The organism is Variovorax sp. DXTD-1, from assembly GCF_003984625.1.
Taxonomy (GTDB): domain Bacteria; phylum Pseudomonadota; class Gammaproteobacteria; order Burkholderiales; family Burkholderiaceae_C; genus Variovorax.
Map to the genome: position 1 here is coordinate 139,792 of NZ_RWKH01000005.1, position 13,670 is coordinate 153,461.

Below are 13,670 nucleotides of genomic sequence, written 5' to 3' on the forward strand. Positions count from 1 at the left end.
GCGAGCGAGCAGCATGGAAGCGACGCCTGTCATGAATTCATCCGAGCCGGTGGCGGTTCCCGCCCGGCTGGCGGCGGCGCCGGCGGCACCCCGCCGCAGGCGCTCGCTGGCGCCGCTCGAACCCGTGGGCGCGCGCGCACGCTGGCTGCTGGGGCTCGGCTTCTTCGTGCTGTTCGTGGCGGTGTGGGCCTTCTTCACGCTCGGCGGCTTCGTGTCGCCGACCTTCCTGGCGAGCCCCGTCACCATGGTGAAAGAGGGCGTGCTGCTCTTCACCGAATACAACTTCATCCACGACATCGGCATGACGGTGTGGCGCGTGTTCGGCGGCTTTGTGCTGGCGACCATCGTCGCGGTGCCGCTGGGCATTGCCATGGGCACGTGGAAAGGCGTGGAGGCCTTCTTCGAGCCTTTTGTCTCGTTCTGCCGCTACCTGCCGGCCTCGGCCTTCATTCCGCTCTTGATCCTTTGGGCGGGCATCGGCGAGGCGCAGAAGCTGCTGGTCATCTTCATCGGCTCGGTGTTCCAGATCACGCTGATGGTTGCGGTCACCGTCGGCGGTGCACGGCGCGACCTGGTTGAGGCCGCCTACACGCTGGGCGCCAAGAGCCGCGGCATCGTCGCGCGGGTGCTCATTCCCGGTGCCGCACCCGGCATTGCCGAAACCCTGCGCCTGGTGCTGGGCTGGGCCTGGACCTACGTGATCGTGGCCGAACTCATCGGCTCTTCGTCAGGCATCGGCCACATGATCACCGACAGCCAGGCCTTGCTGAACACGGGGCAGATCATCTTCGGGATCATCGTGATCGGCGTCATCGGGCTGGTGTCCGACTTCGCATTCAAGGCGCTCAACCGCCGCATGTTCGCCTGGGCAGCACTGTGATGATGACGAACAACAACCAACTCTCCATCCAGGGCGTGTCGCGCGTCTTCACGGGCACCAAGGGCCAGAGCACGCAGGCGCTGCTGCCGATCGACTTCGAGGTGAAGGAGAACGACTTCGTCACCATCCTCGGCCCCTCGGGCTGCGGCAAGTCGACCCTGCTGCGCATCGTGGCGGGGCTCGACTTTCCGACCACTGGCCAGGTGCTGCTCGATGGCGAGCGCATCGAAGGCCCCGGCGCCGACCGCGGCGTGGTGTTCCAGAGCTACACGCTCTTTCCGTGGCTCACGGTGGCGCAGAACATCCGCTTCGGCCTGCGCGAGCGCGGCATGAGCGAGGCCGACCAGAAGGAACGCAGCGAGTTCTTCATCGCCAAGGTGGGGCTGCGCGGCTTCGAGAACCACTTTCCCAAGCAGCTCTCGGGCGGCATGCAGCAGCGCACCGCCATTGCGCGCGCGCTCGCCAACGATCCTAAGATGCTGCTGCTGGACGAGCCCTTCGGTGCGCTCGACAACCAGACGCGCGTGCTGATGCAGGAGCTGTTGCTGGGCATCTGGGAGTCGGCGCAGAAGACGGTGCTGTTCGTCACGCACGACATCGACGAAGCCATCTTCATGGCCAACCGCGTGGCGGTGTTCAGCGCGCGGCCGGGCCGAATCAAGACGGAGATCGCGGTCGACTTTCCGCATCCGCGCCACTACACGATCAAGACCTCGCCCGAGTTCATGGAAATCAAGGCGCGGTTGACCGAAGAGATTCGCGCGGAGTCGATGGCGGCTGCGGAGCACTAGGAATGAAGCGGTGCGCTCTTGTTCGTCGTGCTGAGGATCGTTCGGGGCGCGCACCCGCCGACGGGGTACCTTTCTCCGCGAATGTCCCCCGGCCTACGGCCTCCTCCTTTATTTCGCTGCGCAAGGCACCCCATCGACGGGCGCGTTATGAGCAGTGGTCGTTGATCGGCCGCACACCAGCAGCGTGCCCCAGTGCACAGGGCATCGGGTGCTCCGCGCAGCGAAATAAAGGAGGAGGGCGAAGCCCGGGGGACATTCGCGGAGGGGAGTACCCGGTGGCCTGTGCACACGCCCTGAACAACAGCGCCAAAAACAGCGCCCTGAACAACAGCGTGGTTGGAGTGCCGACATGAAGCGCGACCTCCCCTCCCTCGCGCTCTATGCGCAAGTCAAGGATCACATCTCCCGCAAGATCCAGGACGGCACCTGGCCCGCCGGTCACCGCCTGCCCTCCGAAAGCGAATTGGTCGCACAGTTCGGCATCTCGCGCATGACCGTGAACCGCGCATTGCGCGAGTTGATGGAACAGGGCCGCATCGTGCGCATGGCCGGTGTCGGCAGCTTCGTGGCCGAGAACAAGCCCCAGTCCACGTTGCTGCAGATCGCCAACATCGCAAGCGAAATCCGCCAGCGAGGCCATGACTACCGCTGCGAGATGCTGGCCGTCGAACGCATTGCCGCCTCTCCCGACGTGGCGGCCTGGCTCGACATGCGCGCGGGCACCTCGGTGTTCCACAGCGTCTGCCTGCACATGGAGAACGACACGCCGGTGCAGCTCGAAGAACGGTACGTCAATCCGCTGGTCGTGCCCGACTACCTCGAGCAAGACTTTGCCGCCGTTGCGCCCAGCGAATACCTGGTTCGCAATGTGCCTTTCGACCAGATCGAGCACGTCGTCGATGCCGTGCTGCCCACCGCCGAACAGGCAAGCCGGCTCGCGATGGAACCCACCGACCCCTGCCTGCTGCTCACGCGCCGCACCTGGACGCGCAACACGCCCGTCACCTGGGTGCGCTGCCTGCATCCCGCGTCGCGCTACAGCCTGGGCAGCCGCTTCAAAGCCGACGGCAACCCAAGCTTCGGCTGATTTTTCGTCGCGAAAACCGCAGGTCTTCTCTCGCAACCACTTGTATAGACAGGTTCATATGCCAACAAACAATCACACCCCCGCCACCCTGACCCTCACGCCCGGCAAGGTGGACCTCGCCATGCTGCGACGCATCCAGGCCGGCGGCGTGCGGCTGGCGCTTGATCCGTCGGTGCAGGACGGCATGGCGCGCGCCCAAGCGGCGGTGCGGCACATCGTCGAGAACGACCAGGTGGTCTACGGCATCAACACCGGTTTCGGCAAGCTCGCGAGCACGCGCATCGGCAACGACCACCTGGCCGACCTGCAGCGCAACCTCGTGCTCTCGCACAGCGTGGGTACCGGCGAGCCGCTGGCCGCGCCTGTCGTGCGCATGGTGCTGGCCACCAAGGCGGTGAGCCTGGCGCGTGGCCATTCGGGCGTGCGGCCCGCGCTGGTCGATGCGTTGCTGGCGCTGTTCAATGCAGGCGTCATGCCGCGCATTCCGTGCAAAGGCTCGGTTGGCGCATCGGGCGACCTTGCGCCGCTCGCGCACATGGCCTGCGTGCTGATCGGCGAGGGCGAGGCGACGACGGACGACGGTTCCGTGGTCAGCGGTGCCGAGGCCATGCGCCTCGTCGGACTCGAGCCCTTCGTGCTCGGCCCCAAGGAAGGCCTGGCGCTGCTCAACGGCACGCAGGTGTCGACCGCGCTCGCGCTGGCCGGACTGTTCGGCGCTGAAGACGTGTTCGCCTCGGCGTTGATGTCGGGTGCGCTCTCGCTCGAGGCCATCCAGGGTTCGATCAAGCCCTTCGATGCGCGCATTCACGCCGCGCGCGGCCAGCCGGGGCAGATTGCGGTGGCGGGCGCGGTGCGCGCGCTGCTCGAGGGCAGCGAGATCGTGCCGTCGCACGCCGACTGCGGCCGCGTGCAAGACCCATACTCGGTGCGATGCATTCCGCAGGTCATGGGCGCCTGCCTCGACAACCTCGCGCATGCCGCGCGCGTGCTGGTGATCGAGGCCAATGCCGCATCGGACAACCCGCTGGTCTTTACCGATACCGGCGAAGTGATCTCGGGCGGCAACTTCCACGCCGAGCCGGTCGCCTTTGCGGCCGACATCATTGCGCTCGCCATCAGTGAGGTCGGTGCCATTTCCGAGCGGCGCATCGCTCTCTTGCTCGACACCGGTCTTTCGGGCCTGCCGCCGTTCCTGGTGCGCGACGGCGGGCTCAACTCCGGCTTCATGATTGCGCAGGTCACGGCGGCCGCGCTGGCTTCCGAGAACAAGTCGCTCGCGCATCCCGCCAGCGTCGACAGCCTGCCCACTTCGGCCAACCAGGAAGACCATGTGTCCATGGCCACCTTCGCGGCGCGGCGCCTCGGCGACATGGTCAACAACACTGCGGTGGTCGTCGGCATCGAAGCGATGGCCGCAGCGCAAGGCATCGAACTCAAACGGGGGCTCAAGAGCTCGCTCCTGGTCGAAGCCGAATTCGCCAACATCCGCCAGAAGGTCGCGTTTCTTGAAACCGACCGCTACCTCGCACCCGACATCGAAGCCATGCGCCAGTGGGCACTGAAGGCTGAGTTGCCCGCCGCGCTTTTGAACATCCTGCCCAGCCACGCCTGAACACCGATCAAGGAGAACCTCGCCATGAACGCACCCGAAAAGCTCCCGCTGCAAAACACCGACCCGCGCCATGACCCCACGCGGGTGATCCGCGCACCGCGGGGCAGTGAGCTGAACTGCAAGAGCTGGCTCACCGAAGCCCCGTTTCGCATGCTGCAGAACAACCTCGACGCCGAGGTGGCCGAACGTCCGCAAGATCTCGTGGTGTACGGCGGCATCGGCCGCGCAGTGCGCAACTGGGCCTGCTACGACCAGATCCTCGCCTCGCTGAAGGAACTGAACGACGACGAGACGCTGCTCATTCAATCGGGCAAGCCGGTGGGCGTGTTCAAGACGCACGAGAACGCACCGCGCGTGCTGCTCGCCAATTCGAACCTGGTGCCCAAATGGGCGAACTGGGAGCACTTCAACGAACTCGACCGCCAGGGCCTCTTCATGTACGGCCAGATGACGGCGGGAAGCTGGATCTACATCGGCAGCCAGGGCATCGTGCAAGGCACCTTCGAGACCTTTGTCGAAGCCGGCCGCCAGCACTACAACAACAGCCTTGCGGGCAAGTGGATTCTCACGGCCGGCCTTGGCGGCATGGGCGGCGCACAGCCGCTCGCGGCCACGCTGGCGGGCGCTGTGTCGCTCAACATCGAGTGCCAGCAGACCAGCATCGACTTTCGCCTGCGCACGCGTTACGTCGACAAGCAGGCGCGCGACATCGACCATGCGCTCGAGCTCATCAAGCAGCACTGCGATGCGAAGGAAGCCGTGTCGATCGCGCTGCTCGGCAACGCGGCGGACGTGTTGCCCGAGCTCGTGAAGCGCGCCAAGGCCGGCGGCATCAGGCCCGACCTCGTGACCGATCAGACCTCGGCGCACGACCTCATCAACGGCTACCTGCCCTCGGGCTGGACCGTGCCGCAATGGCAGGCCGCGATGAAGGACGCCTCGCAGCACGACGCGCTCAAGAAAGCCGCCGCGAAGTCGTGCGCCGTGCATGTGCAGGCCATGCTCGACTTCCAGGCCATGGGCATTCCCACGGTCGACTACGGCAACAACATCCGCCAGGTCGCCTTCGACGAAGGCGTGAAGAACGCGTTCGACTTTCCGGGCTTCGTGCCGGCCTACATCCGTCCGCTGTTCTGCGAAGGCAAGGGCCCGTTCCGCTGGGTGGCGCTGTCGGGCGACCCCGAAGACATCTACAAGACCGACGCCAAGATCAAGGAGCTGTTCCCCGAGAACACCCACACGCACCGCTGGCTCGACATGGCGCGCGAGCGCATCGCGTTCCAGGGCCTGCCGGCGCGCATCTGCTGGCTGGGCCTGGGCGAGCGCCACATCGCGGGCCTGGCCTTCAACGAGATGGTGAAGAACGGCGAACTCAAGGCGCCCATCGTCATCGGCCGCGACCACCTGGACACCGGCTCCGTGGCCAGCCCCAACCGCGAGACCGAAGCGATGAAGGACGGCACCGACGCGGTGAGCGACTGGCCGCTGCTCAACGCGCTGCTCAATACCGCGGGCGGTGCCACCTGGGTCAGCCTGCACCACGGCGGCGGCGTGGGCATGGGCTACTCGCAGCACTCGGGCGTGGTCATCGTGTGCGACGGCACCGATGCCGCCGCCAAGCGCATCGAGCGCGTGCTGTGGAACGACCCGGCCACCGGCGTCATGCGCCATGCCGATGCGGGCTACGACATTGCGGTGGCCACCGCGAAGAAGCAAGGCCTCAAGTTGCCGATGGTGCGCTGACTCGGAGTGAAGCAGTAAGACGAAGGTAGAAAGAAAAAACGCGCCGATTCCCACTCAGTGGGAATCAAGGCTTGGACGTGGGAACGGCGGACAAGATACTGACGCCGCACCCACTTTTCGACCTCTCGCGACCGCTCCCGATGATGCCGCCCGAAGCTTCTGCCCACAACGACCGAGCCCTGCTGGTGCTGTCGGTGCTGGCGCAGAGCAAGGCGGCCATGTCGGCCGCGGAGCTGATGCAGGCCACCGGCCTGTCGCAGAGCACGCTGTACCGGCAGATCGCCACGCTGCGGCGCTGGGGCTTCGTCATGGAGGCCGAAGGTCGCTACTCGCCCGGCCCCGTGAGCGTGCAGCTTGCAACCGGCTTCGACGGCAACTCCGACCTCGTGATGGCGGCGCGCGCCGACATGCGGGCGCTCGCGCAGCAGAGCCGCGAAAGCGTGGCGCTGATCACGGCGGTGAACGACCGCGTGGTATGCCTCGAGATGATCGACAGCGAACAGTCGCTGCGCTGTTCGTTCGACCGCGGCCGCAGCGTGCCGGCGCGCGACGGCGCCAGCGCCAAGTGCCTGCTGGCCCACATGCCGACCGACCGGCGCGATGCATTGCTCGACGCATTCGGCGAAAGCCCGGAGCGCCGCGCACAGCGCGCCGCAGAGCTCGTCGCCATTCGCGAAGCCGGCCATGCCGTGACGCATGGCGAGGTCGACGCAGGCGTGTGGGGCGCGAGCGCACCGGTGCTTGCATCGGGCCGGCGCCTGCGCGGCGCGATCACGCTCATGGCCCCGCTCACGCGCGTCGAGGGCATGGAAGCTGCATTGCTCCACATGACCGTCGTCACGGCGGCGCGCATTTCTCGCGCGCTGCAGTAGCCGGTCACGCTGCACGAATTTTTTTGTTTCTTTCTTTCAACTCACGGAAGCCTTCACATGAACACCCGCCGCACCCTCATTGCCGCCGCACTCTCCAGCCTTGCCTTCTTCGGCTTTGCCGCCACCGCGCAAGCCCAGGGCGAGCCGCTGCGCGTGGCCACCGATGCCACCTTTCCGCCGATGGAGTTCGTCGAGAACGGCAAGCGCACGGGCTTCGACGTGGAGCTGGTCGAAGCGATCGGCAAGACGCTGGGCCGCAAGATCGAGTGGATCGACATCGACTTCAAGGGCTTGGTGCCGGGCCTCATCTCCAAGCGCTTCGACATGGCCGTGTCGGCCATCTACATCACCGACGAGCGCAAGAAGGTGGTCGACTTCACGGTGCCCTACTACGCGGGCGGCCTGGTGGTGATGGTGAAGGACGGCAACACCGCCATCAAGACGCCGGCCGACATCAACGGCAAGAAGGTCAGCGTGCAGGTGGGCACCAAGTCGGTCTCCTACACCAAGGAAAAGTATCCGCAGGTGCAGCTGATGGAAGTCGAGAAGAACCAGGAGATGTTCAACCTGGTGGACATCGGCCGCGCCGATGCGGCCGTGACCGGCAAGCCCGCCGCTTACCAGTACGTGCGCACGCGCGGCGGCCTGAAGGTGCTGCCCGAGCAGATCACCACCGAGGAATACGGCATGGCCATCCGCAAGGACACGCCGGAGCTCACCAAGGCTGTGAACGGCGCCATCGAGAAGCTCAAGGCCGATGGCACCTATGCGCAGATCGTCGCCAAGTGGTTCAGCGCCAGCGCCAAGTAATCCGGTCGGCTCATGGATTTCGATTTCTCGCCGGTCTGGCAAGGCTGGCCCGACCTGCTGCGCGGTGCGCTGGTCACGGTGGAGATCACCGCCTGCGCGCTCGCCCTCGGCTGCGTGCTGGGCCTCGTGGTCGGCATCGGGCGGCTCAACCCGAAGCGGCGCTGGCTCTACGGCCTATGCACGGCCTACGTGGCGGCGATTCGCGGCACGCCGCTCCTGGTGCAGCTGTTCATTTTGTTCTTCGGCCTGCCGCACTTCGGCATCCTGCTGCCGGCCTTCCTGTGCGGCGTGCTGGGGCTGGGCGTGTATTCGGGTGCGTATGTGTCGGAGATCGTGCGCGGTGCCATCCAGTCGATCGACAAGGGCCAGACCCTCGCGGCCCAGTCGCTGGGCATGACGCCTGCCACAGCCATGCGGGAGATCGTGCTGCCGCAGGCCGTGGTGCGCATGATCCCGCCGCTGGGCAACGAGTTCATCGCGCTCATCAAGAACTCGGCGCTGGTGTCGCTGCTCACCATTCACGATGTGATGCATGAAGGGCAGAAGATCATCAGCGTGTCTTACCGTTCGCTGGAGGTGTACCTGGCCATCGCGCTCGTGTATTTCGTGCTCACGGGCACGATGACGCTGGTGCTCCGGCACTTCGAGCAGAAGCTGCGGCAAGGCGGGCTGATGCGATGAACGTGGTCCGCTTCTCCCGCACCGAGCTGCCGGCCAGGCCCTGGAAAAACGGCGGCGGCACCACGCAGGAAATCGTCAGCTGGCCCGAGGGCGCGGGGCTCGACGACTTCAGCTGGCGCGCGAGCATCGCCACCATTGCGGCGCCGGGGCCTTTCTCGGTGTTCGAAGGCGTCGACCGCAGCATCATGCTGCTCGAAGGCGACGGCGTGCGGCTGTTCACGCCGGACGGGCGAACGGACCACCGGCTCGACGCACCGCACCGGCCGTTCACTTTCAGCGGCGACGAGCCGATCGATTGCGCGCTGCTCGGCGGTGCGTCGAACGACTTCAACATCATGGCGCGCCGGGGCCGGTGGCGCGCCGAAGTGCAGGTGCTTGCCGAGCCCTCGGTGGTGGAGCCCGCGCCGCACGGCGTGCTGCTTGCGCTGCGCGGCACGTGGCGCCTGAACGGCGAAGCGCGCGCCGAGGGCGAGGGCGTGTACTGGGCCGAAGACGCGCAGGCGTGGCATGCCGTGCCGGAAGACGAAGGCGCGCGGTTGGCAGCGGTTCGCATCGTGCCGGCGTAAGCTCTGGAATACCGAAAGAGACCCATGACATCCGCAACTTCGTTCCCATTGGCCGATGGCCTCTGGACCGGCCTTCGCCTGGCGCCCGGTGCTGCTCCGGGCACCGCACCCGAAGCCGCGGCCGATGCCGCCATCGCGGTGGCAGGGGGCACGATTCGTTGGGTAGGTGCGCGCGAGGCGCTGCCCGCCGAATTTGCCGGCCTTGCACCGCACGACGGCGGCGGCGCACTTGTCACGCCGGGCCTGGTCGATTGCCACACTCACCTGGTCTACGGCGGCCAGCGCGCCAACGAGTTCGCGATGCGGCTTGCAGGCGCGAGCTACGAAGAAGTGGCCAAGGCGGGCGGCGGCATCGTCTCGTCGGTGCGCGCCACGCGCGAAGCCGATGAGGACACGCTCTTCGCGCAGGCCGCGCAACGGCTCGAGCAACTGCTGGCCGATGGCGTCTGCGCCATCGAAATCAAGTCGGGATACGGCCTCTCGCTCGCGCATGAGCGCAAGCAGCTGCGCGTGGCGCGGCGCCTTGGCGAGGCCTACGGCGTGACCGTGCGCACCACCTTTCTCGGCGCCCATGCGCTGCCGCCGGAATACGCGGGCCGCAGCGGCGACTACATCGATCTTGTCTGCAGCCAGATGCTGCCCGCGCTCGCGGCCGAGGGGCTGGTCGATGCGGTGGACGTGTTCTGCGAGCGCATCGCCTTTTCGCTGGCCGAAACCGAGCAGGTCTTCAAGGCCGCGAAAGCACTGGGCCTGCCCGTCAAGCTGCATGCCGAGCAGCTCTCGGACATGAGCGGTGCCGCGCTCGCTGCACGCTACGGTGCGCTGTCGTGCGACCACATCGAGCATCTGTCGGCCGAGGGCATCGAGGCCATGCGCCGGTCGGGCACCGTGGCCGTGCTGCTGCCCGGCGCCTACTACACGCTGCGCGACACGCACCTGCCGCCCATCGAGGCGCTGCGCGCCGCCGGCGTGCCGATGGCCGTGTCGACCGACCACAACCCCGGCACTTCCCCCGCATTGAGCCTGCTGTTGATGATGAACATGGCGTGCACGCTGTTCCGCCTGACCGTGCCTGAGGCGCTGGCCGGCGTTACGGTGCACGCGGCGCGCGCGCTGGGCCTGCAGCACACGCACGGCGCCATCGCCGCAGGCATGCCCGCCAACTTCGTGCTGTGGAACGTGCGCGAAGCGGCCGAGCTGGCCTACTGGTTCGGCCAGCGCCCGGTGCGCACCGTGGTTCGGCAGGGCCGCATTGCCGTGGGAGCCGCCGCATGACGCGCACGCTGTTTGCAGCCGACGCATTGCTGCCCGATGGCTGGGCCAGCAACGTTCTCTTGTCGTGGAACGATGCCGGCCAGCTCACGCAGGTGCAGGCCGCAGCTCAGCCGGCCGCCGGCGCGCAGGTGGCAAACGGCCCCGTGATTCCCGGCATGCCCAACCTGCACTCGCACGCCTTCCAGCGCGCCTTCGCGGGCCTCACCGAACACCGCGCCGAGCAGCACGACAGCTTTTGGAGCTGGCGCACGCTGATGTACCGCTTTGTCGCGCGCCTCGGGCCGCAGCACATGGAAGCCATTGCCACCTGGCTCTATGCCGAAATGCTCGAAGCCGGCTACACCAGCGTGTGCGAGTTTCAATACGTGCACCACGATGCCGCCGGCCGCCCTTATGCGGACGACGCAACGCTCAGCCTCGCGCTGCTGCGCGCCGCGCAAAAGGTGGGCATCGGCTTCACGCTGCTGCCGGTGCTCTACCAGACCAGCGGCTTCGGCGGCCTGCCGCCCAACGACGGGCAGCGCCGTTTCATCCGCTCGACCGATTCGATGCTGCGCCTGCTCGATGCGCTCAAGCCCGTGTGCGATGTACAGGGCGCCCAGCTGGGCCTTGCGCCGCACTCGCTGCGCGCCGTGCCCCCCGATGCCCTGCGCGAAGCCGTGGCGGGTCTCGAAGCCATCGACTCCGCCGCGCCGATCCACATCCACATTGCCGAGCAGACCAAGGAAGTCGACGATTGCATGGCCTGGAGCGGCCAACGCCCGGTGGCCTGGCTGCTCGATCACGCGCCGGTCGATGCGCGCTGGTGCCTGGTGCATGCCACGCACATGGACATGGCCGAATACGAGCGCGGCGCAAAGAGCGGTGCGGTGGCCGGCCTGTGTCCCACCACTGAAGCCAACCTCGGCGATGGCATCTTCGACTTTTCGGCTTGGCGCCACCATGGCGGCGCCTGGGGCGTGGGCTCCGACAGCCATGCCACCGTGAACGCGGCCGAAGAGCTGCTGATGCTCGAGTACAGCCAGCGCCTGGGCAAGCGGCAGCGCAACGTCGGCGCGAGCACGGCGCAGCCGCACGTGGCCACCGCGCTCACGCTCGAAGCGGTGCGCGGCGGCGCACAGGCCTCGGGCCGGCCCATCGGCGGGCTGGCGGTGGGGCAGCAAGCCGACTTCGTCGTGCTCGATGCCGCGCAGCTCGCGCTGCAGGGCTTGCCAGCGCCCGACATGCTGTCGTCGCACGTCTTTGCCAGCCACCGCACTTCCGCCGTCGATACCGTGTGGGTGGCGGGCCGCACGCGCGTGGAGGCGGGCCGCCACGCATTGCACAACGAGGCCGCCGCCGCATTCGTCGCCGCGCGCGGCCAGCTTCTTCTGGAAAATTGAGCCCCATGAGTTTCACCACCACCGAACCCGCATTCCGCTTTCGCCAGGGCACGCGTCCCTTGCTGATCTCCATGCCGCACGTCGGCACCCATGTGCCGCCCGCGCTTGCCGCCCGCTTCACCGACGAGGCCCGCCACGTGCCCGACACCGACTGGCACCTCGAACGCCTCTACGACTTTGCCGATGAACTCGGCGCCTCGGTGCTCGTTGCCACGCATTCGCGCTACGTGATCGACCTGAACCGTCCGCCGGACGGCGCCAGCCTCTACCCGGGCCAGAGCGTCACCGGCCTGTGCCCGGTCGACACCTTCGACGACACGCCGGTCTATGCATCGAGCGACAACCTGCCGGACGACGAAGAAGTCGCCGCGCGGCGCGAAGCGATCTGGCGGCCCTATCACCAGCAGCTGCAGGCCGAGCTCGACCGCCTGAAGGCCGCGCACAGCACCATCGCGCTGTGGGACGCGCATTCGATCCGCTCCGTGCTGCCGCGCTTCTTCGAAGGCAAGCTGCCCGACCTGAACCTGGGCACCAGCAAGGGCGCGAGCTGCGACCCGGCGCTGGCCGCCACGCTGCTGGGCATTGCCGAATCGGCCGCGGGCTACACCGGCGTGCTCAACGGCCGCTTCACCGGCGGCTACATCACACGCCAGTACGGCAACCCCACCGCCGGCGTGCACGCGGTGCAGCTGGAAATGACGCAGTCGAGCTACATGCAGGAGAAGCTGCCCTTCGACTACCTGCCCGAGGTGGCGGCCGGCGTGCAGCCGCATGTGCGGCGCATGATCGAGGCGGTGCTGGCATTCGTCGAAAGCCGCTAAAGCACTGACGGCCGCCAGGGGCAGCCCCGCTTCCTACAATCGGGGGCTATGAAGCCCCTTGTCTACACCCGCGGCCAGGCACTTGCCGGCATCCTCGAAAAGCGCATCGCCATCCTCGACGGCGCCATGGGCACGATGATCCAGCGCTTCAAGCTCACCGAGGCGCAGTACCGCGGCGAGCGCTTCAAGGATTTCGAGCGCGACGTGAAGGGCAACAACGAGCTGCTCTCGCTGACGCGGCCCGACGTGATCTCCGACATCCACGAGGGCTACCTCGCGGCGGGCGCCGACCTCATCGAGACCAACACCTTCGGCGCGACCACCATCGCGCAGGAGGACTACAAGATGGCGCACCTGGCGCGCGAGATGAACCTCGAATCGGCCAAGCTCGCGCGCGCGGCCTGCGACAAGTTCAGCACGCCCGACAAGCCCCGCTTCGTGGCCGGCGCCCTGGGCCCGACGCCCAAGACAGCGAGCATCAGCCCCGACGTGAACGACCCGGGCGCGCGCAACGTCGACTTCGAGCAGCTGCGCGCGGCCTACTACGAGCAGACCGAAGCGCTGGTCGAGGGCGGTGCCGACGTGATCCTGGTCGAGACGATTTTCGACACGCTCAACGCCAAGGCCGCGCTGTTCGCGGTGGACGAGTATTTCGACAACAGCGGCCAGCGCCTGCCGCTGATCATCAGCGGCACCGTGACCGACGCCTCGGGCCGCATCCTCAGCGGCCAGACCGTGACCGCGTTCTGGCACAGCGTGCGCCATGCGCAGCCGCTGGCCGTCGGGCTCAACTGCGCGCTGGGCGCGGCGCTGATGCGCCCCTACATCCAGGAACTCGCCAAGGTGGCGGGCGACACCTTCATCAGCTGCTACCCGAACGCCGGCTTGCCCAACCCGATGAGCGAAACCGGCTTCGACGAGACGCCCGACGTCACCTCGCGGCTGCTGCACGAGTTTGCGGCCGAAGGGCTGGTGAACATCGTCGGCGGCTGCTGCGGCACCACGCCGGACCACATCGCGGCCATCGGCAAGGCCGTGACGCCGCTGCCCGGACGGCTGTTGAACAACAACGTCGGCTTCTACCGCGAAGCAGCGTAGCCGCGGCTCGCCCGGGGCTTCGCGTCCTCGGCTGATTGACGGCCCCCGTGCC

13 protein-coding genes are annotated in these 13,670 nt (G+C 67.3%); all 13 read left to right on the forward strand.

All coding sequences use genetic code 11. The features are described from left to right. The first annotated feature begins 31 nt into the window (after positions 1-31). The 13 genes from EJI00_RS06575 (at position 32) to EJI00_RS06635 (ending at position 13,618) form a co-directional block, all read left to right on the forward strand. The gene (locus EJI00_RS06575; RefSeq protein ID WP_126746669.1) at positions 32-880 is read left to right on the forward strand and encodes an ABC transporter permease; all 849 of its coding nucleotides are present in this window, start codon (positions 32-34) and stop codon (positions 878-880) included. Further along, the gene (locus EJI00_RS06580; RefSeq protein WP_409514006.1) at positions 880-1,671 is read left to right on the forward strand and encodes an ABC transporter ATP-binding protein; all 792 of its coding nucleotides are present in this window, start codon (positions 880-882) and stop codon (positions 1,669-1,671) included. Before EJI00_RS06575 ends, EJI00_RS06580 begins: the two co-directional genes overlap by 1 nt. Positions 1,672-2,020: 349 nt before the next feature. Beyond that, positions 2,021-2,758, forward strand: a complete 738-nt coding sequence (gene hutC, locus EJI00_RS06585) for a histidine utilization repressor (protein ID WP_126746670.1) — start codon at positions 2,021-2,023, stop codon at positions 2,756-2,758. A 58-nt stretch (positions 2,759-2,816) separates the two neighbouring features. Then, positions 2,817-4,370, forward strand: a complete 1,554-nt coding sequence (hutH, locus tag EJI00_RS06590; protein WP_126746671.1) for a histidine ammonia-lyase — start codon at positions 2,817-2,819, stop codon at positions 4,368-4,370. Between the two features lie 24 nt (positions 4,371-4,394). After that, entirely contained in the window at positions 4,395-6,113 is a 1,719-nt protein-coding gene (gene hutU, locus EJI00_RS06595) for a urocanate hydratase (protein WP_126746672.1), read from the forward strand. Between the two features lie 140 nt (positions 6,114-6,253). Further along, the gene (locus EJI00_RS06600; protein WP_126746673.1) at positions 6,254-6,985 is read left to right on the forward strand and encodes an IclR family transcriptional regulator; all 732 of its coding nucleotides are present in this window, start codon (positions 6,254-6,256) and stop codon (positions 6,983-6,985) included. A gap of 57 nt (positions 6,986-7,042) precedes the next feature. Beyond that, positions 7,043-7,795: a transporter substrate-binding domain-containing protein gene (locus tag EJI00_RS06605; protein WP_126746674.1), complete on the forward strand. Its 753-nt coding sequence runs from the start codon at positions 7,043-7,045 to the stop codon at positions 7,793-7,795. Positions 7,796-7,807: 12 nt separating this feature from the next. Then, on the forward strand, positions 7,808-8,476 hold the full coding sequence (locus EJI00_RS06610) for an amino acid ABC transporter permease (protein WP_126746675.1): 669 nt from the start codon (positions 7,808-7,810) through the stop codon (positions 8,474-8,476). Further along, entirely contained in the window at positions 8,473-9,042 is a 570-nt protein-coding gene (locus EJI00_RS06615; protein WP_126746676.1) for a HutD family protein, read from the forward strand. The genes EJI00_RS06610 and EJI00_RS06615 overlap by 4 nt, the downstream gene beginning before the upstream one ends. 24 nt (positions 9,043-9,066) lie before the next feature. After that, positions 9,067-10,317, forward strand: a complete 1,251-nt coding sequence (gene hutI / locus EJI00_RS06620) for an imidazolonepropionase (RefSeq protein ID WP_126746677.1) — start codon at positions 9,067-9,069, stop codon at positions 10,315-10,317. Continuing rightward, entirely contained in the window at positions 10,314-11,699 is a 1,386-nt protein-coding gene (locus EJI00_RS06625) for a formimidoylglutamate deiminase (RefSeq protein WP_126746678.1), read from the forward strand. Before hutI ends, EJI00_RS06625 begins: the two co-directional genes overlap by 4 nt. 5 nt (positions 11,700-11,704) lie before the next feature. Further along, a complete protein-coding gene (gene hutG / locus EJI00_RS06630; protein WP_126746679.1) occupies positions 11,705-12,520 on the forward strand; it encodes an N-formylglutamate deformylase in 816 nt (271 codons plus the stop codon). 48 nt (positions 12,521-12,568) lie between these two features. Then, on the forward strand, positions 12,569-13,618 hold the full coding sequence (locus EJI00_RS06635) for a homocysteine S-methyltransferase family protein (RefSeq protein ID WP_126746680.1): 1,050 nt from the start codon (positions 12,569-12,571) through the stop codon (positions 13,616-13,618). The last annotated feature ends 52 nt before the right edge of the window (positions 13,619-13,670 follow it).